This is a genomic window from Mesorhizobium sp. 113-1-2 (assembly GCF_016756475.1).
Classification (GTDB): domain Bacteria; phylum Pseudomonadota; class Alphaproteobacteria; order Rhizobiales; family Rhizobiaceae; genus Mesorhizobium; species Mesorhizobium loti_C.
This window is the reverse complement of the sequence record NZ_AP023242.1, coordinates 6,771,303-6,796,913: the sequence shown is the minus strand read 5'-3', so window position 1 is coordinate 6,796,913 and position 25,611 is coordinate 6,771,303. Positions and strand designations below refer to the sequence as shown.

At 59.9% G+C, this 25,611-nt stretch carries 21 protein-coding genes; 17 read left to right on the top strand and 4 right to left on the bottom strand.

Going from position 1 to position 25,611, the window contains the following annotated elements; genetic code table 11:
* Positions 1–378 precede the first annotated feature (378 nt).
* A complete protein-coding gene (locus JN279_RS38975) occupies positions 379–1,005 on the top strand; it encodes a nitroreductase/quinone reductase family protein (protein WP_446720380.1) in 627 nt (208 codons plus the stop codon).
* A 541-nt stretch (positions 1,006–1,546) separates the two neighbouring features.
* On the opposite strand, the gene JN279_RS32875 is transcribed toward JN279_RS38975, so the two are convergent.
* Complete coding sequence (locus tag JN279_RS32875; protein WP_096458705.1) at positions 1,547–2,398, bottom strand: DUF1194 domain-containing protein; 852 nt, start codon at positions 2,396–2,398, stop codon at positions 1,547–1,549.
* A gap of 177 nt (positions 2,399–2,575) precedes the next feature.
* Here JN279_RS32875 and JN279_RS32865 point away from each other — a divergent pair, with 177 nt between their 5' ends.
* Together JN279_RS32865 and JN279_RS32860 are read left to right on the top strand one after the other, a co-directional pair.
* On the top strand, positions 2,576–7,384 hold the full coding sequence (locus JN279_RS32865) for an nSTAND1 domain-containing NTPase (RefSeq protein ID WP_244734253.1): 4,809 nt from the start codon (positions 2,576–2,578) through the stop codon (positions 7,382–7,384).
* Positions 7,385–8,083: 699 nt separating this feature from the next.
* A complete protein-coding gene (locus JN279_RS32860; protein ID WP_202351259.1) occupies positions 8,084–8,302 on the top strand; it encodes a glycosyltransferase family 2 protein in 219 nt (72 codons plus the stop codon).
* Here the strand turns inward: JN279_RS32860 and JN279_RS32855 are convergent.
* Complete coding sequence (locus JN279_RS32855) at positions 8,259–9,155, bottom strand: LysR family transcriptional regulator (protein WP_096454590.1); 897 nt, start codon at positions 9,153–9,155, stop codon at positions 8,259–8,261. The genes JN279_RS32860 and JN279_RS32855 overlap by 44 nt on opposite strands.
* A gap of 349 nt (positions 9,156–9,504) precedes the next feature.
* On the opposite strand from JN279_RS32855, the gene JN279_RS32850 reads away from it, so the two are divergent.
* The 10 genes from JN279_RS32850 to JN279_RS32805 all read left to right on the top strand — a co-directional run bounded on the left by JN279_RS32850 (position 9,505) and on the right by JN279_RS32805 (position 17,108).
* Positions 9,505–10,326, top strand: coding sequence for an alpha/beta fold hydrolase (locus JN279_RS32850; protein WP_202351258.1), 822 nt, complete (start codon positions 9,505–9,507; stop codon positions 10,324–10,326).
* Positions 10,327–10,425: 99 nt separating this feature from the next.
* A complete protein-coding gene (locus JN279_RS32845) occupies positions 10,426–11,382 on the top strand; it encodes an alpha/beta fold hydrolase (protein WP_202353854.1) in 957 nt (318 codons plus the stop codon).
* A gap of 102 nt (positions 11,383–11,484) precedes the next feature.
* Positions 11,485–12,468 carry an alpha/beta fold hydrolase gene (locus JN279_RS32840; protein ID WP_202351257.1) on the top strand — a complete coding sequence of 328 codons (984 nt, stop codon included), beginning with the start codon at positions 11,485–11,487 and terminating at the stop codon, positions 12,466–12,468.
* A gap of 85 nt (positions 12,469–12,553) precedes the next feature.
* Positions 12,554–13,519, top strand: coding sequence for an MBL fold metallo-hydrolase (locus JN279_RS32835; RefSeq protein ID WP_096454586.1), 966 nt, complete (start codon positions 12,554–12,556; stop codon positions 13,517–13,519).
* Positions 13,520–13,548: 29 nt separating this feature from the next.
* Complete coding sequence (locus tag JN279_RS32830) at positions 13,549–14,298, top strand: SDR family NAD(P)-dependent oxidoreductase (protein WP_274608613.1); 750 nt, start codon at positions 13,549–13,551, stop codon at positions 14,296–14,298.
* Positions 14,299–14,330: 32 nt separating this feature from the next.
* On the top strand, positions 14,331–14,780 hold the full coding sequence (locus JN279_RS32825; protein WP_096454582.1) for a DUF6130 family protein: 450 nt from the start codon (positions 14,331–14,333) through the stop codon (positions 14,778–14,780).
* 24 nt (positions 14,781–14,804) lie between these two features.
* Positions 14,805–15,761 carry an MBL fold metallo-hydrolase gene (locus JN279_RS32820; RefSeq protein WP_244734249.1) on the top strand — a complete coding sequence of 319 codons (957 nt, stop codon included), beginning with the start codon at positions 14,805–14,807 and terminating at the stop codon, positions 15,759–15,761.
* Positions 15,762–15,799: 38 nt separating this feature from the next.
* Entirely contained in the window at positions 15,800–16,147 is a 348-nt protein-coding gene (locus JN279_RS32815; protein ID WP_096454578.1) for an SH3-like domain-containing protein, read from the top strand.
* A 2-nt stretch (positions 16,148–16,149) separates the two neighbouring features.
* The gene (nthA, locus tag JN279_RS32810; protein ID WP_096458696.1) at positions 16,150–16,794 is read left to right on the top strand and encodes a nitrile hydratase subunit alpha; all 645 of its coding nucleotides are present in this window, start codon (positions 16,150–16,152) and stop codon (positions 16,792–16,794) included.
* On the top strand, positions 16,791–17,108 hold the full coding sequence (locus JN279_RS32805) for an SH3-like domain-containing protein (RefSeq protein WP_096454576.1): 318 nt from the start codon (positions 16,791–16,793) through the stop codon (positions 17,106–17,108). Before nthA ends, JN279_RS32805 begins: the two co-directional genes overlap by 4 nt.
* 547 nt (positions 17,109–17,655) lie before the next feature.
* On the opposite strand, the gene JN279_RS32800 is transcribed toward JN279_RS32805, so the two are convergent.
* The gene (locus JN279_RS32800) at positions 17,656–18,732 is read right to left on the bottom strand and encodes a medium chain dehydrogenase/reductase family protein (protein WP_202351254.1); all 1,077 of its coding nucleotides are present in this window, start codon (positions 18,730–18,732) and stop codon (positions 17,656–17,658) included.
* A 786-nt stretch (positions 18,733–19,518) separates the two neighbouring features.
* Here JN279_RS32800 and JN279_RS32795 point away from each other — a divergent pair.
* The gene (locus JN279_RS32795; RefSeq protein ID WP_202351253.1) at positions 19,519–21,456 is read left to right on the top strand and encodes an adenylate/guanylate cyclase domain-containing protein; all 1,938 of its coding nucleotides are present in this window, start codon (positions 19,519–19,521) and stop codon (positions 21,454–21,456) included.
* A 229-nt stretch (positions 21,457–21,685) separates the two neighbouring features.
* Positions 21,686–21,859 (top strand): hypothetical protein, encoded by a 174-nt coding sequence (locus JN279_RS32790; RefSeq protein WP_202351252.1) that lies wholly within the window; start codon positions 21,686–21,688, stop codon positions 21,857–21,859.
* Between the two features lie 178 nt (positions 21,860–22,037).
* Here JN279_RS32790 and JN279_RS32785 read toward each other — a convergent pair whose 3' ends face one another.
* Positions 22,038–22,745: a winged helix-turn-helix transcriptional regulator gene (locus tag JN279_RS32785; protein WP_202351251.1), complete on the bottom strand. Its 708-nt coding sequence runs from the start codon at positions 22,743–22,745 to the stop codon at positions 22,038–22,040.
* A gap of 155 nt (positions 22,746–22,900) precedes the next feature.
* On the opposite strand from JN279_RS32785, the gene JN279_RS32780 reads away from it, so the two are divergent.
* Together JN279_RS32780 and JN279_RS32775 are read left to right on the top strand one after the other, a co-directional pair.
* The gene (locus JN279_RS32780) at positions 22,901–23,176 is read left to right on the top strand and encodes a hypothetical protein (RefSeq protein WP_202351250.1); all 276 of its coding nucleotides are present in this window, start codon (positions 22,901–22,903) and stop codon (positions 23,174–23,176) included.
* Between the two features lie 1,701 nt (positions 23,177–24,877).
* Complete coding sequence (locus JN279_RS32775; RefSeq protein ID WP_096454718.1) at positions 24,878–25,576, top strand: response regulator transcription factor; 699 nt, start codon at positions 24,878–24,880, stop codon at positions 25,574–25,576.
* Positions 25,577–25,611: the final 35 nt, after the last annotated feature.

Sequence of the window (25,611 nt, the reverse complement as noted above, 5' to 3'; positions counted from 1 at the left end):
CGGTTGTGGTCCTTCATGGTTTGTTGACCATATTAGGCCACGATAATACTCCTTCTCCGCCTGGAGGTGATTGCGAAGGACCTCGCGGCATTGGGCATACTGCTTCAGTGCCATGTTCAGGTCGGCCTTGGCGGCCATAGGTTTGCATGAGGCCTCGGTGAATGTTTTCCCTGAGTGGATCCGACCCGATTAAGCGCCTCGCTGCCTCGACATATGCGGCCGGTGTCGCACTACTCGAAACTGGCCTGCGACGTCGTACAAAGTATTCGACCTACTAACTTCGCCTCGCCATCTGAGATGGGAGAGAGGCAGCGCTGGCATCCAATTTGATCTAGCGCAAAGCCGACGACCCATTTCGCAGTAATATTCATATTTGCCATGTTAGGGGTTCGATCCGAATCTCCATTCCATTCAGCGGTAGGCTCAAGGCAGGATTTGAACTGCAGGCAATCCAGAATGAAAGTCCCATCAAATATGACCACCGGACCTGAGAAGTCCGCGCGTCGGTCCCGGGACCCCGCCGAACAGGGCTGGCTGCGCTGGTACTATCACGATTGGCGACCGACTCTCTGGGGGCGCATTTCGAACAAAGTATGGACATGGCTTGCCTCGCTTGGGGTGCTGTCGCCGACTTTGCTGACGCTGCAGGTCGCGGACCGGAGAAACGGGCGGATGCGATCAACGGTCCTCGCGGTCGTCGAGCACGAAGGGAACCGCTATCTGGTGTCGATGCTGGGCGACACGTCGGAGTGGGTCAAGAACATCCGTGCTGCAGCGGGAAAGGCGTTCATCAGACGTGGGTCAGCCATGGAGGTGAGGCTAACTGAGATCTCTAGTGACGATCGAGCGCCTATACTGAGAGCCTGGTGCCAAGTTGCCACGAGCGGACGTCGTCACCTACCTGTACCGTATGACGCTCCTGTGGCGGTCTTCGAGACGATTTCTCCTGACTACCCTGTCTTCCGCATCGATCCGTTCCAAGCCAGCGCGAAACACTCGGCATGATAATCGAGGCGGTAGCCGCGGCAGAATGCGCGCGGCCACATGGGTAGGGACAAGAGCCCCGTTGGCTGCGCGGCGGAAGCTCTCTTAATAGCTTATTCAGCGTGTCCCCTGATCATGGCATCAAGCGAACTGCGTATCACTCTCAGCCCGCCTCCGTCGTCACCCCAAGAACCCACCAAAAGTCCCAGCATGATGGCGTCCGCGACGAGAGTCTGGGAATGCGCGACATTCCGGCGACGCAGTCCGTCGCGCTGGTCGAGTAGGCACGTCCCATTCGCCCGCGCCGATCTCTGAAAGCAATTTGCCTGAGACCATTGCGGGATCGATCTGAAAATTCCGCCAAAACGAAGTTAACAGCCAATCCAGTAGCCAAGCCTCCTGAAGGACAACTGATTGAGCGTCTTGCCGTCATAACGCGTCCATGGCCCGCTTACGGTAAGCATAGGCTGTCAGATGTCCCGCAGGTCCTTGGCGTCGTGCCCGCGCGGTTGTCATGACGAACCGGCGGCCGTGAAATCACTCCAATCCTTTTGGTGACCCTCTATCGTCCAGGCGTCTCTCCGATCGTGTCGCAATCGACGACCGGTCGTGAGCGGCTCCGATAAGTCGCGGGCTGCACGAAAGCGGGCAAACCGGCAATTTCATTCACGAGCTTCTTGCGAATGGCGTTCGCAAAGCCCGCTGTGTTCTCGACGGTGACAACGAAGGCGTCAGAACCGCCAATGACGCAACTTTCGTAATACAGCTCGATAAAGTGCGGCCCAAAGCTGTCGAGCGTGTCGGCAGCGCGCAGTGAGATCGCCAGTCCGTTGACGGTCACGCCGCCGGTTATGAGTGCGTCGTGCACGAGTTGAAGCGGTAGACCGGCATTGTTGGGTCCGTCGCCGGATAGGTCGATAACCCTGCGCGGGCTGCGCAAGCCACTCTTCGCGAACAAAGCATTCGCGGCCGACAATGCGCCGGAAATCGACGTTCCACGGCCTTCAGTCAACGGCAGTGCCGCGAGCCTGTCTGCCAAAATCAGAGCGTCGTCGAGGCTTTCGACAATTGTCCACGGCATAACAACTGTTTGCTGATTTGGTCCTGCCCACTCGAGATAGAGCACTGCGATTCTGCCCCGCTCTCCTGACTTGAGTGCCCTTGCGATGTCTGCGTGGCGGAAGGCACCGACGTAGCCGTCGCGTTGCACTTTTTGTTCAACTTTGCTCATCGATGGCGAGACGTCCACGGCAAGGATCAACTGCAGATCGACTGCGGCCAGATCGGCCGTGGGACGGTGGGTCGAGTGAGCCGGTGACGCGATCGCGAAGAACAGCGTCAGCAGGCAGGCGCCCGTGAGCCGCAGCACCCATTTTCCACCCGCATATCGAGCAATTTGTACTATGTCGTCCATGACGAGCCTCTCGCTGACAAGCAACTGTCGGCCCGAGGCGTCTCCGGGTCACGAACGACTTCCGATCATTCGCCGAAATCTGCGCTCCCGCCGGTCTGGTTGGTGATGACCCTTCGCGGCGCGAAAACCGTGCTAAGATCGAAGCATTGGACTGCGGCTGTGCTTGAGGGAACCAGCTTGAATAGCTCGCGCCCCACGACGTTCGTACTCAACGGCGTTACCGCCGATCTGAGCAGCGAGACGTTGCGCGACAAGTCCAACAGGACAATCGCACTTCGCCACCAAACCTTCGCGGTGCTTCGTCACCTTCTGGAGAACGCTGATCGCGTCATCACCAAGGACGACCTGATGAAGGCAGTCTGGAATGGGCTAGCCGTGACCGATGACAGCCTGGTGCAATGCATTCACGAGATACGTGCGGCGCTCAATGACCGTCGGCAGGTTGTCGTGCAGACAGTGCCTAGGCGCGGTTACAGGCTGGTCCTTCCCTCAAATGCCGGACCGAAAATGGCCACCATCCTGGCAGCCGAATTGGCCCCAGAGGCCCGGCCGGCAGGCAAGGATGAGCGGATCTCTCCTGCAAACTTCCGGGCGTACAGGGAGATCGTCGATCGGCTGCTCGTTCAACATGCGGGTCGCGTGTCCTGGAGCGCCGAAGAGAGCGTGGTCGCCGAGTTCACCGGCCCTGTCGAGGCGATACGGTGTGCGAGCGAGATCCAGCATAAGGTCGATCGGCGGAACTGCGACGCTCCCGAGACAAAGCGCCTGCGCATCCGCATCGGCGTTCACCTGGGTTATGCCATCGCCGAGGGCGACCAACTCGTCGGCGAGGCCGTCGATGTCGCCGCTTATCTGCGAACGTTGTCACGGCCGGGCGGGATTTGCGTCACGGAAGCGGTTCATGCCTCGGCCCAAGACCGGCTCTCGCTGGAATTCCTCGACCTCGGCGAGCATAAGCTGAAGAACGTCGCACGCGCTCTGCGCATCTACCGCGTACCCCTTGCTTCGGAGGAAACGGTCAGGTCGCCATTCCGCGGTCTCGATGCCTTCGAATTCGAAGATGCCGACCTCTTCTTCGGCCGAGCGCGGGCGATTGCTGCCTGCACTGCACGACTGGAGCAGCAGGCAGCCGGTGGAATGGCATTTCTGCTCATCTACGGGATGAGCGGTTGCGGCAAGTCTTCCCTCCTGCGCGCTGGCCTGCTGCCGTCATTGACCAGGCCTGGAGCCGTGGCGGGCATATCCTTGTGGCGCCGCTGCCTGATCCGCCTCTCCGAAGGGCCGGATGCATTCGCTGTGCTGGCTGCGGCACTGCTTAGCGAAACTGCTTTGCCGGAGCTGTCCTGTGAAGTAACAGTCGCGGAGTTTGCTCTGCTCTGCAGGAGTGCGCCGGATCGGGCGCTGGCGATGGTTAGATTGGCACTTGGGAAGGCCGCCGGGTCGTCCCGCTCGCAGATCAGATTGCTTGTCGCAATCGATCAGCTGGAGGAGCTATTCACCACGGAGAAGCAGCCGGCAACGCGCGCGGCCCTTGTGCGGCTCATGGCGGCGCTAGCCGCGAGCGGGCTGGTCTGGGTGGTCGGAGCGATCCGTTCGGACTTTTTTCACCGCTGTGGTGAGATCCCCGGTTTCTCGGCGCTCAAGGACGGCCTCTCCAGCTACGAACTCCTGCCGCCGACCGGCCCGGAGATCGCGCAGATCATCCGCGAACCGGCCGGCGTTGCCGGGCTCCGCTTTGAGGAGAGTGCCGAGTTGGGGCGGCTCGATGATGTGCTGCAGGAGGCAGCATCCGCCGATCCCGGATCATTGCCGCTTCTCGAGTTTGTGCTCGACGTTTTGTACCAGGCCGGCCGCGAGCGCCGAGTTCTCACCTTTGCGCATTATCGCGCGCTCGGCGGGCTCGAAGGCGCAATCGCGCGCCGCGCCGATGAAGTCGTGGACTTGCTCGCGCCGGAGATCCAGGAGGCCTTGCCCGCGGTGCTGCGCGCCCTCATCACGGCAACTCTGGGTGATGAAACGGTCACGGCGCGTCCGGCCCTGTTCACTGAAGTTGCGGGCACGCCCGCGCGATCGTCCCTCGTCAGGGCCCTGATCGACGCACGGCTCCTCGTCAGCGGCGAGGACGCCGAAGGGCATGTCTTCGTTCGCCTTGCACATGAAGCACTGTTGAGGCGCTGGCCGCGCGCCGGTGACATTGTGAATGCAAACCGGAATTTCCTCGAGACGCGTGAACGCCTCAGGTCTGACGCCCACCGATGGCGCCTGGAGAACCGGAATAGAGAGCTTCTGCTTCCGTCCGGCAAACGTCTGGCGGAGGGCGAAGAGCTGATGCTCTCAAGACGGGAGGAGGTCGACGATTACGTCCTGGAATACATCGAGGAGTCTTTGCGTGCCTATCGGCAGAAAGAGGAGAAGGACCGGCACGCAGAGCTGGCGCTGATCGCGGCCGCCGAAGAGGCAAAACGCGAGCGCCTGGAGCGCGAAGCCGAGCGCCGGAACCTCGCGGCTGCCGCGGCAACCCGGCTTGCCCGAAGTACACGCAACGCTGCGATCGTGGCGATAATGCTCGCTCTCATGGCGGGCGCAGGTGCACTGGTCGCCTTTAGGGCGCAGGAGGAGGCAAGGTGGCAACGAGACCAGGCGCTGCGCAATCAGTCTCTTTCGCTCTCGTTCCTTTCGGAGCAGTCCACGGCGAGAGGTAACACCGAGGCTGCGATCCTGTTGGCGCTTGAAGCACTGCCCTCGAAAGACCAATCCGACCGGCCATATCTCTTCGAGGCGGAGGCAGCCCTCTACAAGGCTCTGCTGGCGCACCAACAGATCAAGATCTTCCGGCATGGCGCCGGGGTGACGTATGCGGCATTCAATCCAACCGGCGATCGCATCGTCACCGCATCCTACGACAAAACCGGAGGCGTCTGGGACATCTCCAGCGGTGCCGAAACTGAAGTTCTAAAAGGTCATGAAGAGGCCTTGGAGAGGGCTGAATTCAGCCCTGACGGGAGCCGTATTCTGACGGCCGCGAGGGACGGCACTGCACGGATCTGGGACGCCGTCTCGGGAGAACAGCTCTTCATCCTGCGGCCGGTAGGCAATTATCCGACGGCAATCTTCAGCCCGGATGGCACCCGGGTGCTGACAGCGGGGGAGAACAGCGATGCAACGCTCTGGGATGCTCGGACCGGAAAGAAAGTGCTAGGTGTAAGCAGCGACGCATATACGCGTGCTGCTTTCAATTCGGACGGCCGCAGCTTCGCGACGGCAGGCAAGCATTTTGTTTCGATCTGGAATACCGCAGACGGCGCGCTGACGCGGTCAATCCGAGTGACCTCCTGGCCCTACAGCCTGGCGTTCAGCCCGGACGGAAGCCGGATGCTGGCCGGCCCGTGGGGTTGGCATTCACACCGCGACACGTCAAGCCTTTTCGATTTGTCGAAAGGAACGGAGATCGCAAAGTTGGCCGGCAGCAAGAGCGACACGCAATTGAACGGCGTGATTTTCAGTCACGGGGGTCAGCGAATCGCCACGGTATCCCTCGATGGCACTGCCCGGATTTGGGATGGAGCGTTGGGAACGCTGGATGATGTGCTCGGCCAGGAGGTTGCGGGGTTGAAGCCAGACATCGACACAGATGAACGCGATGTGGAGATAAACGGTGCTTTCACGCCGGACGACCGCTTCCTGGCGACCGCCTCGATCAATGGGCCGATCCGCATCTGGGACGCTGAACGCGCCTCGTTGGTGACGACGATCGCCGGTCATGAATCTTTGGTCGAGCATCTGGAATTCAGCCCGGTTGACAGCAACATTCTTCTCACTGCTTCCCACGATGGCACCGCTCGGCTGTGGGATGTCGACGGCGCCCTGACGACCGCGCTCTCGCATGAATACCGGCCGACTTTTGCGGTCTTCAGTCCCGACAATGTCCATCTGCTGACCGGTGGCGGCGACAGCGCGGCGCATCTGTGGGATTTTGTCAGCGGACGCGAAATAATGCGGCTCGATACACATGAGATCGTTCAAAACGCGACGTTCAGCCCCGATGGGAAGCGCGTCGCGACGGCATCTCTTGAGGGCCAGGTCCGAATTTGGGATGTGGCCACGGGATACGAGGCCGCTCAGTTCCGGTCACATGGCGGACTGATCGAAATCCAGTTTGGTCGCGATGGTAAATCGCTTGTTTCCACGTCGATCAACGCCACCGCGCAACTCTGGGACGCGACGACCGGCACCGAGCAGGCCGTCATCAATACAAGCAGTAATCTGCCGCGGGCCATTCTTAGCCCCGACGGACGTCTGATCCTCTCGGCCAGGGAAGACAATGCGGGCCACCTTCTGACGACTAGTGGGGCCGAGCTCAGGGCCCTTGTGGGGCATCAGGATCGCATCACATCAGCGGTCTTCAGCCCGGACGGTCAACTGGTCGCCACAGGCTCACTCGACCACACGGCTCGCATTTGGTCGACCACGGACGGAGCAAACGTCAGAACGCTAGTGGGACATACCGGCGCGGTAACGGTGGTCGCCTTCAGCCCCGACGGTCAGTCGCTGCTGACCGGCTCGCGCGATGGAACCGTCCGAATCTGGAGCGTCGCTGGCGGGCTGGAAAGGGCCGTTCTAAGGGGCCACAGCGGCGCGGTGGATAGCGCCCAGTTCAGTCCCAGCGGTTTGTATGTCGTGACCGCGTCCTCGAAAGATCGCACGGTCCGGCTATGGGCGACGCAATCGGGGCGCCAGATTGCCGTCCTTGGCAGCCACGACGAAGCAACCGTTCTACGGGGCTTTACTCGCGCAGCTTTCAGTTCCGACGGCACCCACGTCGCAATTGTTTCCGGCGATAAGACGATTCGCATCGTTCGCGTCTTCCATACACCCAAGGACCTCATTGACTTTGCACGGCGGACCGTCCCTCGCGAACTCACCCCTTGCGAGCGGCGAAGCTTCTTCCTGCCTGAAGACCCTGCAAGCGGCACTTGTCCGGGCTGAAGTCGGGAGCGGCCAGTGCCCGGGGAATGCACCGGGACGGGCGGGACGGTGCGATAGCCGAAGCTTTTCTCCATTCCAATGTTCCTAGCCTTGCGATTATATTTTAGCTTCTATGTCAAAGTGCACAGACTCGGTCATAGAAAGGGCACGATGGGGAAGTCAGCGGCCATGTCATGGGCAACGCTGCTTGGGAGCGAGCATCGCACTCTCGCCCTTGTATGGAGGCGCAGAGATGCTCAATCGCCGAATGCGCCCGGTTCTCCCGAGGCTGAGGCGATCGCTATCCGGCTCATCAATCTTTTCGAGTCCGGAGAGACCAGCGAAGACGAATTGCTTGAAGGTGCGCGTCCCCGAATGCAGTTTCGACAGGCTGGCTAGCCGGTTCGCGGCCGGCCGGGCCGTAGATTGTCGACGGCGGCCTTCGTCCAGGTCATGCACCATGCGTCAGATAAAATCTGGCATGCTGGGTCAGCATGTAGGCTAAGCACTGGATCGTGTGACTAGGCCTAAAACACCCGCCGACACGATGACCCTGTTTGAGGGGTGATTTTCGTCCAAACCGGTTCCACTGTCATTGACAGAATGGCGGAGGCCTGCGGGCTGAGGCACGAATCTGAGTTTGTCTGCGGCGTCGCAACGCCTAACCAGAGCCCCCGTCTGACGCGGTAGTTTTAACGCGCTCCAACGTTTGTGACTAAAATGCCCGCACTGTCGATTGTTCTTCCCGCCTACAACGAGCAAATTAACCTCGACTATGCCGCCACCGCCGTTCTGAAGCACGTCGCTTCAGTCGTGCCCGACCTGCAAACGGTGGTGGTCGACGACGGCAACACCGATACGTTGTACTCAAACCTGTTGCACGCCATTTCGCGGACTACGGTGACAGACATTCTCTCAAGCGTGGAGCCATCCAATTGAGAAATGCGCGGAGCTTAAGTGGGAGCGGCTTCCTTTCCTGATAAACGATATGCACCGGAAGCGGCGGACGCTCAAAATCATCTAATAAAACAATAAGTTTCCCTTCCTGCCGGGCAGATTCCATCTTATAGGCCATGACTCGCGCAATGCCTGCTCCGGCGACCGCCGCTGCGATTGCCGCTTCAGAAGTATTCACAGTTAGCTTTGAGCTAATCGGCGCCACGATCTCACGGCCCTGATGCTCGAACTTCCAAGTACGCTGCACTGCAAGATCATCGACTGTGATGCAGTCATGGTTAGACAGATCGGCAGGGCTTTTTGGTTCACCGTTTTTCGCAATATAGCTCGGGCTTGCGCACGCTACGATCCGCACCGAACCGATACGGGTTGCAATCATGCTGCTATCCGGAAGGTTTCCGATGCGTATTGCCACGTCGATCATCTCCTCTCTTGGATTGAGAACCCGGTCGCTGAGTACAAGGCGTAATCTGATGTCCGGATAAGCACGCATGAATTCGCAGGCCAACGGCAGTAGATGCATATGACCGAAGCCCCATGGTGCGGTTGCCGTAAGGTCTCCCTTAGGTGCAACATATTCCCCCGAAACTTCCCGCTCCGCGTCGTCAATCTGCTCGATGATGCGCTTGCATGCCTCAATGTAACCTCGCCCCGCATCTGTCAGCTTCAACTGACGGGACGACCTCTGAAATAGCTCAGCTTTTAGGTGCTCCTCGAGTTCAGAGAGTCGGCGGCTAACCGTAGGGATTGATTTGCCAAGCCTTCGGGAGGCAGCCGAAAGGCTACCTGACTCCATTATGGCGATAATGAATGACATAGCTTCAAGGCGATCCATCTCCACACCTTTTCAAACGTCGAAAAGCTCGTTCTCAAAGTTAAGGGCTGCTCAGAAACCCGATAGTGACCGATGATCGCACTAGCTCAGGCGTTAGGAAGCAAACCGCTCAAAAGTCGATCTTTCAAAGCTTGGACGCAGCGCTCGTCTGAAGCAGTTCAGGTTGGCGTAGAGCAGATCGCAGAAAGACCGCAGTCTGCTTCGAAGCCAGTAGGCAAGGGTGAACGATTGCCCTTCAGAGCGATAGTCATGTTGCGGCGCAATTAGCCGATTGCCGAAGTCCCGTATGATCGCCCCCGTTTTGAGCGCATGGGCGGTGTTCTGCCGACAAATCTTCAAGGAGTTTCTGATGAGTACCATTACCACGAAAGACGGCACAACCATATTTTACAAGGACTGGGGTTCCGGGCAGCCAATCGTATTCAGCCATGGTTGGCCGCTGACCGCAGACGCCTTCGAGGACCAGATGTTCTTTCTGGCCTCGCGTGGCTACCGTTGCATCGCACATGACCGGCGTGGCCACGGCCGTTCCAGCCAGCCCTGGCAGGGCAATGACCTCGACACCTATGCGGACGACCTTGCGGAGCTGACCGCCGCGCTCGATCTGAAGAAGGCGATTCACATCGGCCATTCGACCGGCGGCGGCGAGGTGACGCGCTACATCGGCCGGCACGGGACAGGGCGCGTCGAAAAGGCTGCGCTGATCGGGGCGATCCCACCGGTGATGATCAAGTCCGAGAAGAACCCCGGCGGCACGCCGATGGAGGAATTCGACAAACTGCGCGCCGCCGTCCTGGCCGACCGCTCGCAGTTCTGGAAGGATCTCAGCCTTCCCTTCTATGGCTACAACCGGCCCGGCGCCAAGGTCTCGGAGGGTGTCCGGCAATCGTTCTGGCTGCAGAGCATCATGGCGGGCTTCCCTGCCTCGTATTTCTGCATCAAGGCGTTTTCCGAAACCGACTTGACGGAAGACCTCAAGCGGATCGACGTTCCGACGCTCGTCCTGCACGGCGACGACGACCAGATCGTTCCGATCGCCGACTCCGCCCTGCTGTCATCCAAGATCGTCAAGAACGCGAAGCTCGTGGTCTACGAGGGCGCCCCGCACGGCATGTGCACCACGCTCAAGGATCGGGTGAACGACGAGCTGCTGGCCTTCATCAAGTCCTGACCGCTTCGCGCGGACGGCCGCCCTAAACACTAGTCCGCGCGCGTTCACCACAATCGAAGGGATAAAGCTGTGACCGAGACTTTGTACTCGCGCCATGCCATGGCATCGCGCCGCACCGTCCTGATGGGGACGACTGGACTATTTGCCGCCTCGGCCTTGGGCCTGCCTAGCCCGACCGGTGCGGACCACGCCGAAGCCGCGACTGTGCGTGGCAAGGGAAAGCTTTCCGGCAGCTTCCTAACCACCAGCGACGGTGCGCAGATTTACTACAAGGATTGGGGCTCCGGTCAGCCGGTCGTTTTCAGTCACGGCTGGCCGTTGTCGTCGGATGCTTTCGAAGATCAGATGTTCTTCCTGGCCTCGAACGGCTATCGGGTCATCGCCGCGGACCGGCGCGGGCACGGCCGTTCCAGCCAGCCTTGGCGGGGCAACGACATTGATACCTATGCCGACGATCTCGGCGAACTGGTCGCGGCGCTTGATCTGAAGAAGGCGATTCACATCGGCCATTCCACGGGCGGCGGCGAAGTGGCACGCTATGTTGGTCGCCATGGAACCAAGCGCATCGCCAAGCTGGTACTTATCAGCGCGATACCGCCGCTTCGGCTAAAAACCGAAGCAAATCCGCTCGGCGCCCCGATCGAAGCATTCGATGCACTGCGCGGGAAAATCCACGAAGACCGGTCCGCCTTCTGGAGCGAGCTGTCGCTGCCTTTCTACGGCTACAACCGGCCAGGCGCCAAGATATCGGACGGCGTGCGCGGCCAGTTCGTTCTGCAATGCATGATGGCCGGCATGCCCGCATCCTATCTCGGCATCAAGGCACAGTCGGAAACCGACTTCACAGGAGACCTAAAGAAAATCGACGTTCCAACACTTATCCTGCACGGCGAGGACGACCAGTTGGTGCCAATCGCCGATTCAGCCTTGCTGACGGCTAAGCTCGTCAAGGGATCGCAGCTCAAGATCCTAGACGGAGCCCCGCACGGCATGTGCACCACCCGGAAAGACGAGATCAACGCCGCGCTTATCTCGTTCATCCGCGCTTCGGCCTGAACTGCCACGCTCGGCACTCGCCGAAGCCGCGCTACGCGGCCGTCCTCCCACCGCGTAGCGCCCCTTCCCTAAATTCCGGCCGATGCCGGCAAAGGAGCTAAGATGTTGAGTTTCAATTCCAGGGTTATTGCACTGGCGGTCGCGTCTGTCTTGCTTGCATCGACGGCGCCCCTGCCGATCGGCCTCCAGTCCGGATATGCCGCCGAACAGACGGTGCCTCCGACCGTCCACTACCGCACGGCTAAGGTCGAGGGTGTTGACATTTTCTACCGCGAGGCTGGTCCGACCGATGGACCTGTGGTGCTGTTGCTGCACGGCTTTCCGACATCATCTCACATGTTCCGCAACCTGATCCCGCTGCTGGCCGACCGCTACCACGTGATAGCGCCGGACTATCCCGGGTTCGGCCAGAGCGGCGCGCCCGATCACAAGGAGTTTGCCTACACGTTCGGGCACTATGCCGATCTCGTCGACGGCCTGCTCGGCCAGCTCGGCGGAAAGAGCTACGCCATGTATGTCATGGATTACGGCGCACCCGTCGGCTACCGGATTGCTCTTAAGCACCCGGAACGGGTGACAGCGTTGATCGTTCAGAACGGCAACGCCTATGAGGAAGGCCTCAAGGAATTCTGGGATCCGATCAAGGCCTATTGGGCAGACGGCTCGGCCAAGCACAGGGAAGCACTTAGTTTTCTCGTCGCGCCAGAAACCACAAAGTTTCAGTACACCGATGGTGTAGCTGACCTGTCACGCATTGACCCTGATAATTGGGCGCATGATCAGGCCCTTCTCGATCGTCCTGGGAACAAAGATATTCAGCTCGATCTATTTCACGATTACGGGAGCAACGTCCCGCTCTATCCGAAGTTTCAGGAATTTTTCCGCACCAAGAAACCCCCGACCCTGATCGTGTGGGGCAAGAACGACAAAATCTTTCCCGCGGACGGTGCCGGGCCGTACTTACGTGATCTTCCTGAAGCTGAGATTCACATGTTGGACACTGGGCATTTCGCGCTCGAAGACAAGCTCGACGAGATGGGCCCGCTGATCCGGAATTTCCTTGACCGAAAGGTCGTCACAAACTGATCACGGACTTCTACCGAGATTTGTGAATCTCGCCCGCAACGCGTCTTCTAGAGAAAACCTCAGATGACCGTCAGAGGAAGAAACCATGTCGTTCGCTCACCGGAATTCCCTTACCCGCCGCGGCTTCTGCATGTGCTGCATCGGAGCCGCTGCGTCTGCCAGCGGGTGGCTTTTGCCCCGGCAGGCCTATGCGGAGGCCAGGGGCCTTGTCAGCTTGATCAAAGACAGCGCCGCCACGTCGCCCATCACGGTCCACACGCTGCGCAACAATGTCAGCGTGCTGGAGGGGTCTGGCGGTAACGTGGCCGTGCTGACCGGGCGGGATGGCAAGGTGCTGGTCGATGCGGGGATCAGCGTATCGCGGCCGCAGATAATCAAGACGCTGGAAGCCATATCCGCTGATCCTGTGACGCACCTGATTAACACCCATTGGCATTTCGACCACGCCGACGGCAATTCCTGGCTGGGTCCGGCGGGTGCAAAAATCATAGCGCACGACAACACCCTGAAATATCTCGCGCAGGTACAGCGCGTGGAGGAATGGGACTACAATTTCCTGCCGCTGGCCGCTAACGCCCTTCCGACCGACGTGCTGACAGACAGTCGCGATTTCAAGCTTAATGGCCAGTCCATCGCGCTCAAGCACTATGGTTCTGCTCATACTAACAGCGACATCTCCGTCACTTTTGGAGAAGCGGATATCCTGCATGTCGCGGACACGTTCTGGAACGGCATCTACCCCTTCATCGACTACTCGACCGGTGGCAGCATCGACGGGATGATCGCCGCCTCGGATGCCAATCTCGCGGCGACGACCGACAAGACGATCATTATTCCCGGCCACGGCCAACCGGTCAGCAACCGCGCCGAGTTGCAGGCTTTCCGCGACATGCTGGTCGGGATCAGGGACAACGTCGCCAAACTCAAGCGCGAAGGTCGCACGCGCGACGAGACCGTTGCGGCGAAGCCTACGGCCGTCTTCGACGCCATATGGGGCAATTTCGTCATCGACCCGGCCTTCTTTACTCGGCTGGTCTACGAGGGCGTGTGACTGAACCCGTACAAAAAAGGAGATTTGCCGTGGGCAAACTCGACGGAAAGGTTGCGGTTATTACCGGCGCGACGAGCGGCATCGGCCTGGCGATGGCCAAGCGATTTTCCATGGAGGGCGCCCGGGTTTTTATGACGGGCCGCCGGAAGAAGGAACTCGACAGCGCGGTGCTCGCAGTCGGCAATGGTGCGCGCGGCATCCAGGGTGATGTAGCCGACATGGCAGATCTCGACCGCCTCTATGCGATCGTCCGAGACGATGCCGGAACGATTGACGTACTCGTCGCCAATGCCGGCGGCGGCGAGTTCGCCGCATTGGGCGCGATCACCGAAGAGCATTTCGACAATACCTTCCGGACCAACGTCAAGGGAACGCTCTTCACTGTTCAGAAGGCGCTGCCGTTGTTGAAGGACGATGCCTCGATCATCCTCGTCGGATCGACCACCGGAACAACGGGGACACCCAATTTCAGCGTCTACAGCGCCAGTAAAGCCGCGATCCGCAACTTCGCGCGAAGCTGGATCCTCGATCTCGCCGGCCGGGCCATTCGAGTGAACGTCCTTTCTCCTGGCTCCACCCTCACGCCCGGCCTTTCGGACCTCGCCCCGGCCGGGGCGGCGAGGGACCGGATGTTCGGCTCCCTAAAGGCGGCGACGCCGTTGGGTCGGCTTGCCGACCCGGACGAAACTGCGGGCGCGGCACTGTTCCTGGCTTCAAGTGACAGCAGCTTCGTGACCGGGACCGAGTTGTTCGTCGATGGCGGGTCGGCCCAAATCTAGATTTCCCCTTAGCTCTGCTGAAGGATTTCGCGATGACGCTCAGTTGGAAGGATTTGATCTCCATGACCGCAGCAATCGGGATAACCACAGGGGCGTCGGCGCAAACGGCAAAGGACATTGTGGGTCCATCGCCGCTTGTCGCCATCGAGAATGAGCCGGCGCCGAAGCTCGTCGTCGACCCGCCATTGGCCGAACCGCTGTCGCGCGGCCTCGTCTTTATCCAATACCGCACCGAGAACCTGCGCGTTGTGCCGGTGTTCGGCAAAGGCGCCCTCGATGTCTCGCCGCGCATCGGCCATGTCCACATCACCGTTGATGACGCGCCCTGGCATTTCGTCGACGCCAGCGGCGAGACAATAATCGTTGTCGGGCTGAATCCCGGTTCCCACAAGGTACTGGTCGAGCTGGCGGATCCGACGCATCACGTCATCGACCGCCAGATCGTCAGCTTCGACGTGCCGGCCAAGCCAGGCACGCCGTAACAGCTCGGCGTCAGGCCGCGGCGGATGTCAACGAACGTGAAAGGGATTGAAATGGACCTCGATCGCTTTACTCGCCGGCAGGTGCTGGGAACCGCTGGCGGGCTGGCAGTATCGACTCTCATGCCGAAAGCGGCACTCGCGGCGCCGGCCTACACCTTCTCGCATGGTGAGTTTGAGATAACCGTGCTCAGCGACGGGTTTATCTCCGTTCCTGGCGAAATCCTGGTGCCCGACGTTCCGGCGGAGGAGCGAGCCGCTATCCTCGATCGCATCGACGCTCCCGGCGGCGTGGTTCGTGCTAAGACGAATATCCCGCTGCTGCGCAAGGGAAACGATCTCATCCTCGTCGATATCGGCGGGGGCCACAAATATCAACCGAGCGATGGCCACCTCGCGGAGGACCTGCAGAACGCAGGGATAGATCCTACCGCTATTACGAAGGTGGTCTTCACCCATGCGCATCCGGACCACATTTGGGCAACGTTGGTGGAAGGTGGCGGCCTGCGATATCCGAACGCCAGCTACCATGTCGGCGCATCAGAATGGAATTTCTGGATGGATCCGGATTATCTGACCAACATGCCCGATGCCCTGCATGAGTTCGCAAAGGGGGCGCAGCGGGACCTCAATGCGATCAAAGACCGTGTGGTGATGCTGAAGCCCGGTGACGACGTTATTACGGGGATGAGCGTGCTTGACTCGGCTGGCCACACGCCGGGTCACCTGTCATTCGAACTAGCAGGCGCCGAGGGAATGGTTATCACGGCGGACGTGGCCAACAACCAGATCGTCTCGTTCGAACATCCGGATTGGAAGTTCGGCTATGACACACTTCCGGAATTAGCGATCAGCAACCGGTTCAAGCTGCTCGACCGTGCCGCGACCGACAAGGTGAAGCTGCTTGGCTACCATTGGGAGTACCCCGGGGTCGGCTATGCAAACCGCACCGGAAACGCGTTCCGTTTCGTGGACGCCAGCTAGGCCGCGGCAATACGCGCAGGAAGCCGAAGAGACGAGAGATGTCGAATATTCGCGGAACTTTGCAACCCGCCCACTTCAGAGTCGTTCTCGCCGCCGGCGAGGCACCCATTTTTAAAGCGGGAGATCGGGTCCGGATACTCATGCGCGCTCCGATCGGCCACTACCGCGTGCCTATCTATCTGCGTGGCAAGCATGGGGCGGTCGAAGCCGTGATCGAACCGGCCGCAGTCGACAATGAGGAAGAGGGCTTTGGCCGCAACGCCGGGTCAAAGCGGCATTATTACCGCGTGGCGATACCTATGGCCGAGATCTGGGCAGACTATGCCGGCTCGCCGCAAGACGGGCTGCGCATCGAAATCTTCGAGACATGGCTGGAAAGGATATGAAGATGGCTGACCCCGGTCAGGACCACCATGACGATCACGCCGAAATCACGCAGGACGAAGCGCCGGGCTATTTCGACATCATGGAAACGGCCGTCCGCGAGCTTCTGATTGAGCGCAAGCTGATCCGCGCCGACGAGATCCGCCGGCAGATTGAAGTCATCGACTCGCGCACCCCCGCTCTCGGCGCAAAGGTCGTCGCGCGAGCCTGGGTCGACCCGGCGTTCAAGGCCCGCTTGCTGGAGAACGGCCGCACTGCATGCGAGGAGCTCGGCATCAGCTTCTACGACGACACAGAACTCATTGTGCTGGAAAACACACCGGACGTTCACAACCTGATCGTCTGCACATTGTGCTCCTGCTACCCTCGGCCGGTCTTGGGGCTTCCGCCGGACTGGTACAAGCTGAAGCCGTACAGGGCACGCGCCGTCTCCGAGCCTCGCGCCGTCCTTGCAGAGTTTGGCACCGAAATTCCTGACGACGTCGAGGTCCGCGTCAGCGATTCGACGGCGATAGTGCGCTACCTGGTGCTGCCGATGCGTCCGGATGGCACCGATGACTATGATGAGCAGCAGCTGGCCGATCTCGTCACGCGTGATGCCATGATAGGAGTGGTTCCCGTCAGATTAGATCTTGAGGTTGCACCATGACTGACAATCGTCACCTCGTAAGTCGACTTCCCAACGATATCGGGGGATTGCCGTCCGACCCCATCCATCGCGTAGACCACGAGCTTGAGCCTTGGGAAAAGCGCTGCCACGCCCTGGCAGATGTTCTCGATTTTCACAAGATCATCAACACAGAGGAGAAACGCTGTGGCGTCGAAGCTCTCGGCGCCGAGATGGTGGGAAAGCTAAGCTACTATGACCGCTGGATCGTTGCTTTCGCCAACATCCTCTTCCGGAAAGGCATCCTCACCCCGGCCGAACTTGCCCTGAAGATGGATGAGGTCAAGGGTCGGTAGCTTCAAGAGAGAAGCGGCGCGTGCAAAGCGAGCATAGATCGCCTCGTTGAGGCCGCGGTGGCGAATGGAATAGCAATTCTGGCCGGCATCGACCACTTCGCCACAGCCAAACAAGTCGGCATGGATGTGAGCCGACCGACTTTCTGATTTAGGCAACCCCAAGAGGGGACGCCGATCATGCAGTATGTCCAGACCGTGGCAATCGGGGGGCCCCGATGGCGGGCATTTGTGCGCAGGCGGCCACGATATGTTCGTTCACACGCGCAGCAAGGTGCCGAAGCAGCTCGTGGCGGCAGAACTATTTAGGGGGGCATTTCAACAGCAGCGTGCCAAAAAGAGCGTGCGCAATGGTTTGAATTATTGCACGCCGTTTGATTACCCATAATGTTAACATGGCTGACCCGCCAGATTTCGGATCGAAGCGTACGCACATCCGTTTGCGGCTTCCTTAAAGCCAGACATTGTGACAAGAAACCGGACGTAGTGATTGCGGCGCGAAGTGGTCGTTGAAACGTCCCAGGCCGACGGTTGAGGCAGGGCTTACAGTTTAAAGGCTCTGCTCTTGCTCAGCAATACCTTGTCGGGGTGCCAGCGAATTGCAGATCAGCACGATCTTGCCCTTGACGCCTCCCTGACCGAGCAGTTCCTGGGCGCGACGAGCCTCGGTCAAAGGAATCCGCTCGGCAACGATCGGCTTGATCTTCCCATCGCGAAGCAGCTCGAGTAAGGCGCCGAGATCTTCGCGGAACCAGGCGGGCCTCCACCGTTTCAAATATTGTATGCTGTAAGGGAGGATGCGTCGTCGGCCTGGTGAAACGAAAGCGCGGACCGCGTACCACGCAGGTCGCAATATCCCGCGAAGACGATAACGTAAGCCGCCTGCCAGTTGGCCCTTCTGCAGAAATGAGGTGAAGCCATAGGCTATGACGCGACCGCCAGGCCTCAGAGTCCGAAACGAACGCCAGACATTGGCTTCGCCGACCCCGTCGAAGACGACGTCCACGCCGTTGTTTGTCAGGCGATGGATCTCTTTGACGAAGTCGGTCCGCTCGTAGTCGATCGGCGTAGCGCCGAGATCTGACACGGTTTGATGAGCCGCAAGAGATGCAGTCCCATACATCTCCAAGCCTGCCAGGCGGCCAAGTTGCAGCAGAGCCGTGCCCACTCCACCGGCCGCGCCATGAATAAGGACCCGTTGTCCCGCTGAGGCATGCCCAAGGCGATACATCATCTGATAGGCCGTAACGTAGTTCAGTACGAGGCTAACTGCCTCGGCGGGATCAACACCAGGTGGGACCGGAGTGAGTTCATCTTCCGGCAGGCAGATCAACTGGGCGTAGCCACCATGAATGGGCAACGCGGCAACCATTCTGCCAACCATCGCATGGGACGCTCCGTCTCCGGCCTCGTCCACGATGCCTACAATATCCCATCCTGGCGTAAATGGCAGGGTCGTCTTTTCCGGATGAATCCCCTCCCGCATCAATAGCTCTGCGAAGGAGACACCGGCGGCGATTGTTCGCACCCGCAACTCACCTGATGCCGGATGGGGCGCGTCTTCCTCCACGACCTCCAGAACTTCAGGCCCACCATGGTGGCGAACAATGACGCGCAGAGATTTCATGGCAGGGTCGGTCCAGATTGGACTCCTCGCTGAGGCAAACTCAGACAAAAAGGTAGCGCGCGCGGTTATGGAGCGATTTGCTCCAGATCAAACTTACCAGAAAACAGCCCCCACCAGATGATATTGGGACGCAGCCTCGACAGGAGCAAGTCAGCTGCCATCGGACGTAGGTGGAAACAAACGTGGGCTCACGTCCCGGAGCAGTTCGAACGTCTGATAACCTCGCCGCGGAGCCGGAAAGCCGTCACTCCGCTTCTGACCTGTTGGGGCCGCCCTTGGCGGATGACCTGACAAGCCGCCCGACCTGAAATGCTATTCGCTTTGACCGCCGAGGTCCCCCTTAAGCAACTGGAATATTAGGCGGGTGGTTCAGGGGGGCAGCCCACTTGCCGCCCCGTCGTTGTCTGCCCGTAGCGCTGGGCTTTTCATTGGGCAAACGAGGATGCCCGCCACTCCTCATTACTGACTGGCGGGGCATCCTGTTGGTTTTGAGACACCCAACGAGAAGGGACTTAGTCACTGGATGGCCTACTAGTGAGGCTCGGCGGGTTCCGTTGCACCACTCGGACTATTACCTCCACTCTTCGGTTTTGCGGGATGCGTAGGAGTTGGAACTGACGCCGGCTCGGACCGACCGAGCCACCAAGCCCTCGACATCATTTTAGATATATCTAATGATGCGAGCGGGACCCCGGAAGGTCTCCCACGCAGCCCGGGCAGCGTCACCGACACTGCCGCCTGAGACGGGCGCTCAGAACTACGCTATCAGGCGTGCGGGGAGCGGTCATGGACCGGAAGCTTGCTGCCATTCTTGCCGCGGACGTGGTCGGCTACTCCGCTTTGATGGAGCAGGACGAACAGGGCACGTTCGAGCGTCTCAAGGCCGGCCGCAAGGAACTATTCGAGCCCGAAATCTCCAGTCATCATGGTTATATATTCAAGCTCATGGGCGATGGTCTGCTGGCTGAGTTCTCCAGCGTCGTAGACGCCGTCGAATGCGCCATGGCGCTGCAAAAAGGCCTCGTGGAGCGCAACGCGGCCGTTCCCGAGGGGCAGCGCTTCCAAATGCGTATCGGCATCAATCTCGGCGAGGTGATCGTCGAGGGCGACGACCGCTATGGCGAAGGTGTCAACATAGCCGCGCGTCTGGAGCAAATCGCGGAGCCCGGTGGCGTCTACGTGTCCGGCAAGGTGGCCAAGGAGGTAGAGAAGAAGCTTGCGTTTGCCTTCGAGGCCATCGGCGAGCAGCGCGTGAAGAACATCGCCGAGCCTGTGCCGGTCTACCGGGTGAATCTGAACGGGCAGCCTCGACGCCACCTGCTCAAAGCTCGTCGCTTGCGCAACAAATGGCTGATGCCGGAAGGGTTGGCTGTTGTTGTGGCGGTCACAGCCGCCGCCGTTCTTGGCACCCAGCACTGGTGGAAACCATCGGGCGCGGCTTTCGATGAAGCGTCGATTGCCGTTTTGCCGTTCGACAATCTCGGCGATGACCCCAAATGGGAACGGATCGCTGACGGGATATCAGAGGACATCATCACTGAGCTGTCCCAAGCGGACCATGTTCTTGTCATCGCACGCCACTCGACCGACGCTTACAGGGCCACGTCAGCGGACGTTCGCCAGGTCGGTGCGGATCTGGGGGTGAGGTTTGTTCTAGAGGGCAGCCTGCAGGCGATCGGCGATCGCGTTCGCATCAGGGCGCAGCTTGTTGACGCTGTCACAGGCGCCGACCTTTGGTCCGAGCGCTACGATCGGCCGGACGAAGATATCTTTGAGGTGCAGAGCGACGTCACTGCGAAGATCGCAAATACCTTGGGGTCCCAGGTCGGCGTCATTCGCAAATCGCAGTTTAAACTCGCCCAGCACAAGCCGCCCAACAGTCTGACGGCTTATGACACCTATTTGATGGCCGATGCGGTGGCCTTAACCCCTGTAGGAGGCGTCACGAAAGATGGGTTGATCGAAGGAGAGAGGCTGTTCCGCAAGGCCATCGAACTCGATCCACAGATGGCGCGGGCCTACGTCGGCTTGGCCTATGTGTACAGTCTCATGTACGGCTATGGCTTTGCTGACTCGCCCCAGCAGGCACTGTTAAAGCAGCTTGAGGCTGCCCGAAAAGCAGTGGAGCTCGATCCCAACAACAATGAGGCCCATGGCGCTCTCGGCCAGGCTCTCAACTGGAATGGTGAGTGGGCGCAAGCGCTTGTCGAGTTCGACAGAGCAGAAGCCCTTGCGCCAAACGATGCAGACACTCTTGCGCTAATTGCCACGAACATTGCTGCCAGCCAGTCCGCGCGGGCGGTCCGTCTCTCCGAGAGAGCGATTTTGCTAAATCCTCACTACCCGAATTGGTATAATTACGGTCTTTACTGGGGATACTTTTTTCAGGAGCAGTTCGATAAATCGCTTAATTATGCGAAACTTGTGACAGGCCCTTCGATAAACGAGAAATCCTTTCTTGCCATGCTGTATGGCTACCTGAACCAGCCGGAAGAGGCGAAGAAAGCTGCGGCCATGGTGTTGAAAGATGACCCCGACTGGACTGCGGAGAAATTTCTCACCAAGTGGTTTGTCGGCGGGGAGCACGAGACCGAGCTTGTTGCAGAAGGCGCAAGAAAGGCTGGACTCCGAGCCTGCGCCACACGGGCGGAGCTGAAAGAAAACCCCAATATGATCCACGTGAAATCATGCGACAAAGAGCGACAGAAGGCGGGATCGGGTTGATTTGGCGCGCAATCGGAATGAAGCGGTTCCCCAAACGACCGTAGCCACGAATGCACTCGCCAGCAGCGGGCCGACGCCTGGGATTCCCATCAAGTGCGACCAAGCTCGGTCTCACGCGCACTCGCCCGAACCCTGCGATCTTTCTCGAGGATCTGTTCCCTCACGACCCTGAGCTGCGCCTCGAGCATGCGGCAATCGCTACCTGCGACAATTACTCGTAGTCGGCGCAATGGCGGTCATCCTCTATGCCGAACGGAACGGGACCAGCAGGCCATGGCTCGTGCAGTTGATGGCGCGACGAACAACCAAGGTTGCGGCGGTTGCGCTGGCCAACAAGACCGCCCGCATGGTCTGGGCATTGATGACAAGCGGCGAGCGCTACAGGGAGCCAGTCATCGCATAGAACGAACAAGGCGCGCGATCGCCGACGAAGTTGGAAAGGGCGGACAGGAGCTAATGCACAAAGCCGGTTGAAACCGCCGGATCAGGAGATGTAGTGCGGCATGTGCGCCAGTCACTATAGCAGGCGTTGAACGGCAACGAGCGAGCATCCACTCGTCGGGCCGCAACCGCAGTATGGTTCAAGAAAGCGGGATGATTCCTTCGAGTGCTGCATAGACCGAGGTTCGCAGCCAACGGTCCATGCTGCGGGCAAGGCCGGGGTCGCCGCTTAGGAAAAGGCCGCCCCTTTCTTTCTCGCGCTCGATGCTTGAGCGGCCCTCCAGGATGGCCCCCAGCGAAACAACGCCGGTCTCGACGTAAAGGTCGACGTCCCGCCGCGGGTCGGCCGAGCATAGCTCGGGCACATTGGCGCCCGGCTCGACCACAAGCCAGTAATGAGGGTACTTCGGCGGGGGATCGTCCCGGAAATGGAAGCGGATGACGGCACGCCGCCTCGGCAGCTCAGCGAGGTCGATCTTTCGCCGCACCAACCACATCAGAGTGGAAACATCCACGTCGGCGAGCGCGACCTCCGCCTCGATGTTGCATTGCGCCCATTCCGCCAGCGCGTTCATCGCGGGCTCGAGCTTGATCGACTTCTCGGTGCGCAAATAGGCGATGGTGCCCGACGCCTCGTCCTCGATGCGCTCGACTAGGCCCAACGCTTCCATCTCCTTGAGCCGCCTCGACAAGAGGGCGGACGAGATGTTGCCTACGCCCTTGCGAATGTCGTTGAAGCGGGTCGAGCCGTTCCAAAGCTCGGTCAGGATTTGGATCGTCCAGCGCGGCTCCAGGAACTCGCAGGCGCGCGAGATCGGGCAGAGCAATCCGTAAGGCCGTCGCGTCATGGCTGAACGCTCCTCTGCCGCAAGTTAGGCCTCCAGAAGGGTTAAGGCCAGTTCACAATCTGAAGCTGAACGCTTCCGAAGCTGCGCTGGCGACTTACCCTCTTCCCCCGTCATGGTGATCTTCTTTCGCGCAACCTCGACCAACGGAGGATAACATGACCAGGCGTAACGCAGCACAAGCGACACTAGCCCAGACCGCACGGCGCGTGCCGGGGACTTTTCTTCATTCGTTCGAACGCCTGCTCGCCTTTGTCCATGAGTGGCGGACCCGGCGCGAGATAGAGCGCTCTGTTGGCCGGCTGTCCAATTTCCACTTACGCGACGTTGGCTTGACAAAATTTGACGTCGAAGCGGCCTGCTTCGACAGCTTCGATCGATCCGCCTCTCGCGCGCTCATGAGCGCATCGCAGAACCGAACGGGCAATTGGTAGAAGGCAGCCGCCGGACCTCTGCGAGCATCTGTTCCTCACTCGTGCTGGGCGACGATGCCGCGTATTGCGTCGAGGCCGCAGAAGCCGCCTGCCTGCAGGTAGAAACGGTTGGCTGATCAGCGCTCGGGCAACCCCGCCAGCTCCAAGCCTTCGGCCACCTGGTATGCCCGATCCGGGGTGTTGTGGAAGACCGGCAGCGACCGGGATCGCTCGATCGTGAAACTCGGCTGCGCGGCCAAGAGCTTTTGAGCGGCCCAGCGAGCGGTCTTCGGGTCGCCGTTCATCGCCGACCAGGCGGCAAGGTACCGATAGGACGTGATGATGTCGGGGTGGGCGGCGATGAACTCACGGGCGATCGCGACGGCCTGGGAAAAGGAGCCGTCTTGGCCAAGGCGTAGCCCATTCCCAGTCCCACGGCGAACGCGAACGGATCCATCGGGCTCAGCGCCATCGCCCGCTGGAACCGTTCTGCGGGTATCCGATTGGGCAAACGCCGTAACTGGGTCAGCCAGGCGTTTGAACGTGCATCTCAACCGCCCCTAATTTTGTTCCGATCGAAGCCGTGACCCTGCGGGTTATCTGGTCCTGCAGGGCCAGGAAGTCGCCGCCCTCGATGCCGACCCGTTCCGCCCCAACTGCGTGCCCGCACCGGCATCGGATGTCCGACACCTGCCATGCGCGTGGCGATGGACTGGTCATGGACGGAGCGGAAATAGGGGCTCGCGGGAGCGCCCCTATTTGTAGGTTGTGCCGTGCTTTGGGGGACGGGGGTACTTATGTTTCGGCGGTGTCCCAGGTGGTAGAACCGCCTTCGCTGGGGGCGCGCACGTTCCGCTCCCGGAGGTGCTTGAGCAATCTGCATTGCCATTATGGCAGCTTGCGCCCGCTGAGCCTCCGTTGTCACCGGTGCATGAAACCTGCTGGTGGGGCGTGGTGCTACAACTGCCTCCTTGGACGGATACGACTTTGCTGCCTTTGTCACAGTCCAGGGTTATGCTGGCAGCATGAGCCTGGCCAGATGGACAGAGAACCATGAGCGTCAAAAGCGCGGATGCAGAAAGCACAAGGCGTGACATGGCGTTCCTCCTGAGAGACGCCCCCCCTTTCCCTTAGGAATTGATCATAGCCAGAATTGTATATTAGGTCATCCTAAAGCTACGAGACTGGGTTAACTTTCTCTTTTGGCCAATGGGCGGTCACTCCTCCTCCGGATATATTTACATCTAATTGATTTCGCTTACCAATTCGCGATTGCCCGTGCTCACTATCGAGGACCTCTCTCGCATGGATGTCGTTGACTTCCTTCAGCGAGAAGGTTCTGTCGTCTACGAAGCCTCGAATGCCGACGAAGCAATCGGGCTCCTGGGATTCCATCCACCGATCAGCTTCCTTGTTCGTTGACATCGACATGCCTGGAGCATGGATGGCCGAGTAAGCATTGACAGTCCCAATGCCCCCTCCTCAATCCGCTTCCATGTCCGCTTTTGGGAGGCCGCTAGGGTAGACCCTATGACCGAGATTGGGCGCAAAGCTGCCGTCCACACTCGATGCATTCCCGCTTTATCCATAAGCACCCGAAACTCGGGCTGAGGCGCGACTCAGAAAGGTCGAAAAGATTCAAAGAAACCAAGGGATATTGTCATCGCGCCCACTTGCGCGGTAGTCAGCCCTATGACGTCTCGAACTCGGTTGGTGGACTCAATGAAGCCGCTGGTCCTGATCTCCTCGAAGGACCCGGATTTTTTCCTGGTTTTCGGGCACATCCTGTCGGTAGCTGGCTTTGAAATACGGCTGATCACGGGAGATCGGGAAATCGCACGTGCCATCGAGGCGGCAGCCCCGCTTGCTGTCGTCATGGACTGCCATCCAGGCGACCGTGCGGTGGTCAAACAGTGCGCCTGGCTGAAGTCTGCCGCCGCGACCAAAGCGACGCCGGTGGTAAGCCTGGTCGCCCCGCGTTCGGGCAAGCTGCATCTAGACTTGATCAAGGCTGGCGTCGACGAGATATTTTCGCGGCCGTTCGCCCCCGAACAGCTTCTGGCCTGGCTGCATGGCAAAGCGGCCCTTGCGAAGCTATCGCGCGAAACGGATTCGGGTGAGCTGGTTCAGGGCGATTTCCGGCTGGAGCGACAAACCCACCGGACATTCTTCCGGCAAAAAGAAATTGTGATGCCACCGATCGAGTTCAAGCTCTTGCGCAGCCTTTTGGCGCAGCCTGGCAAAGTCTTCAGCCGCGAGGAACTGGTCGCGACCGCTTGGCCTGAACATGCCGCCGCAACCGATGTCCGGGGCGTCGACGTCCATATCGCCAGGCTGCGCAAGAGGCTTCGGGCATCCGTGGGAAGCGATGTGATCCGGACGGTCCGCTCGGCTGGCTACGCCTTCGCACCGGAGTGGTAACCTGCTCGGCGATTCCAGCGTTAGCTCGTGCGCGC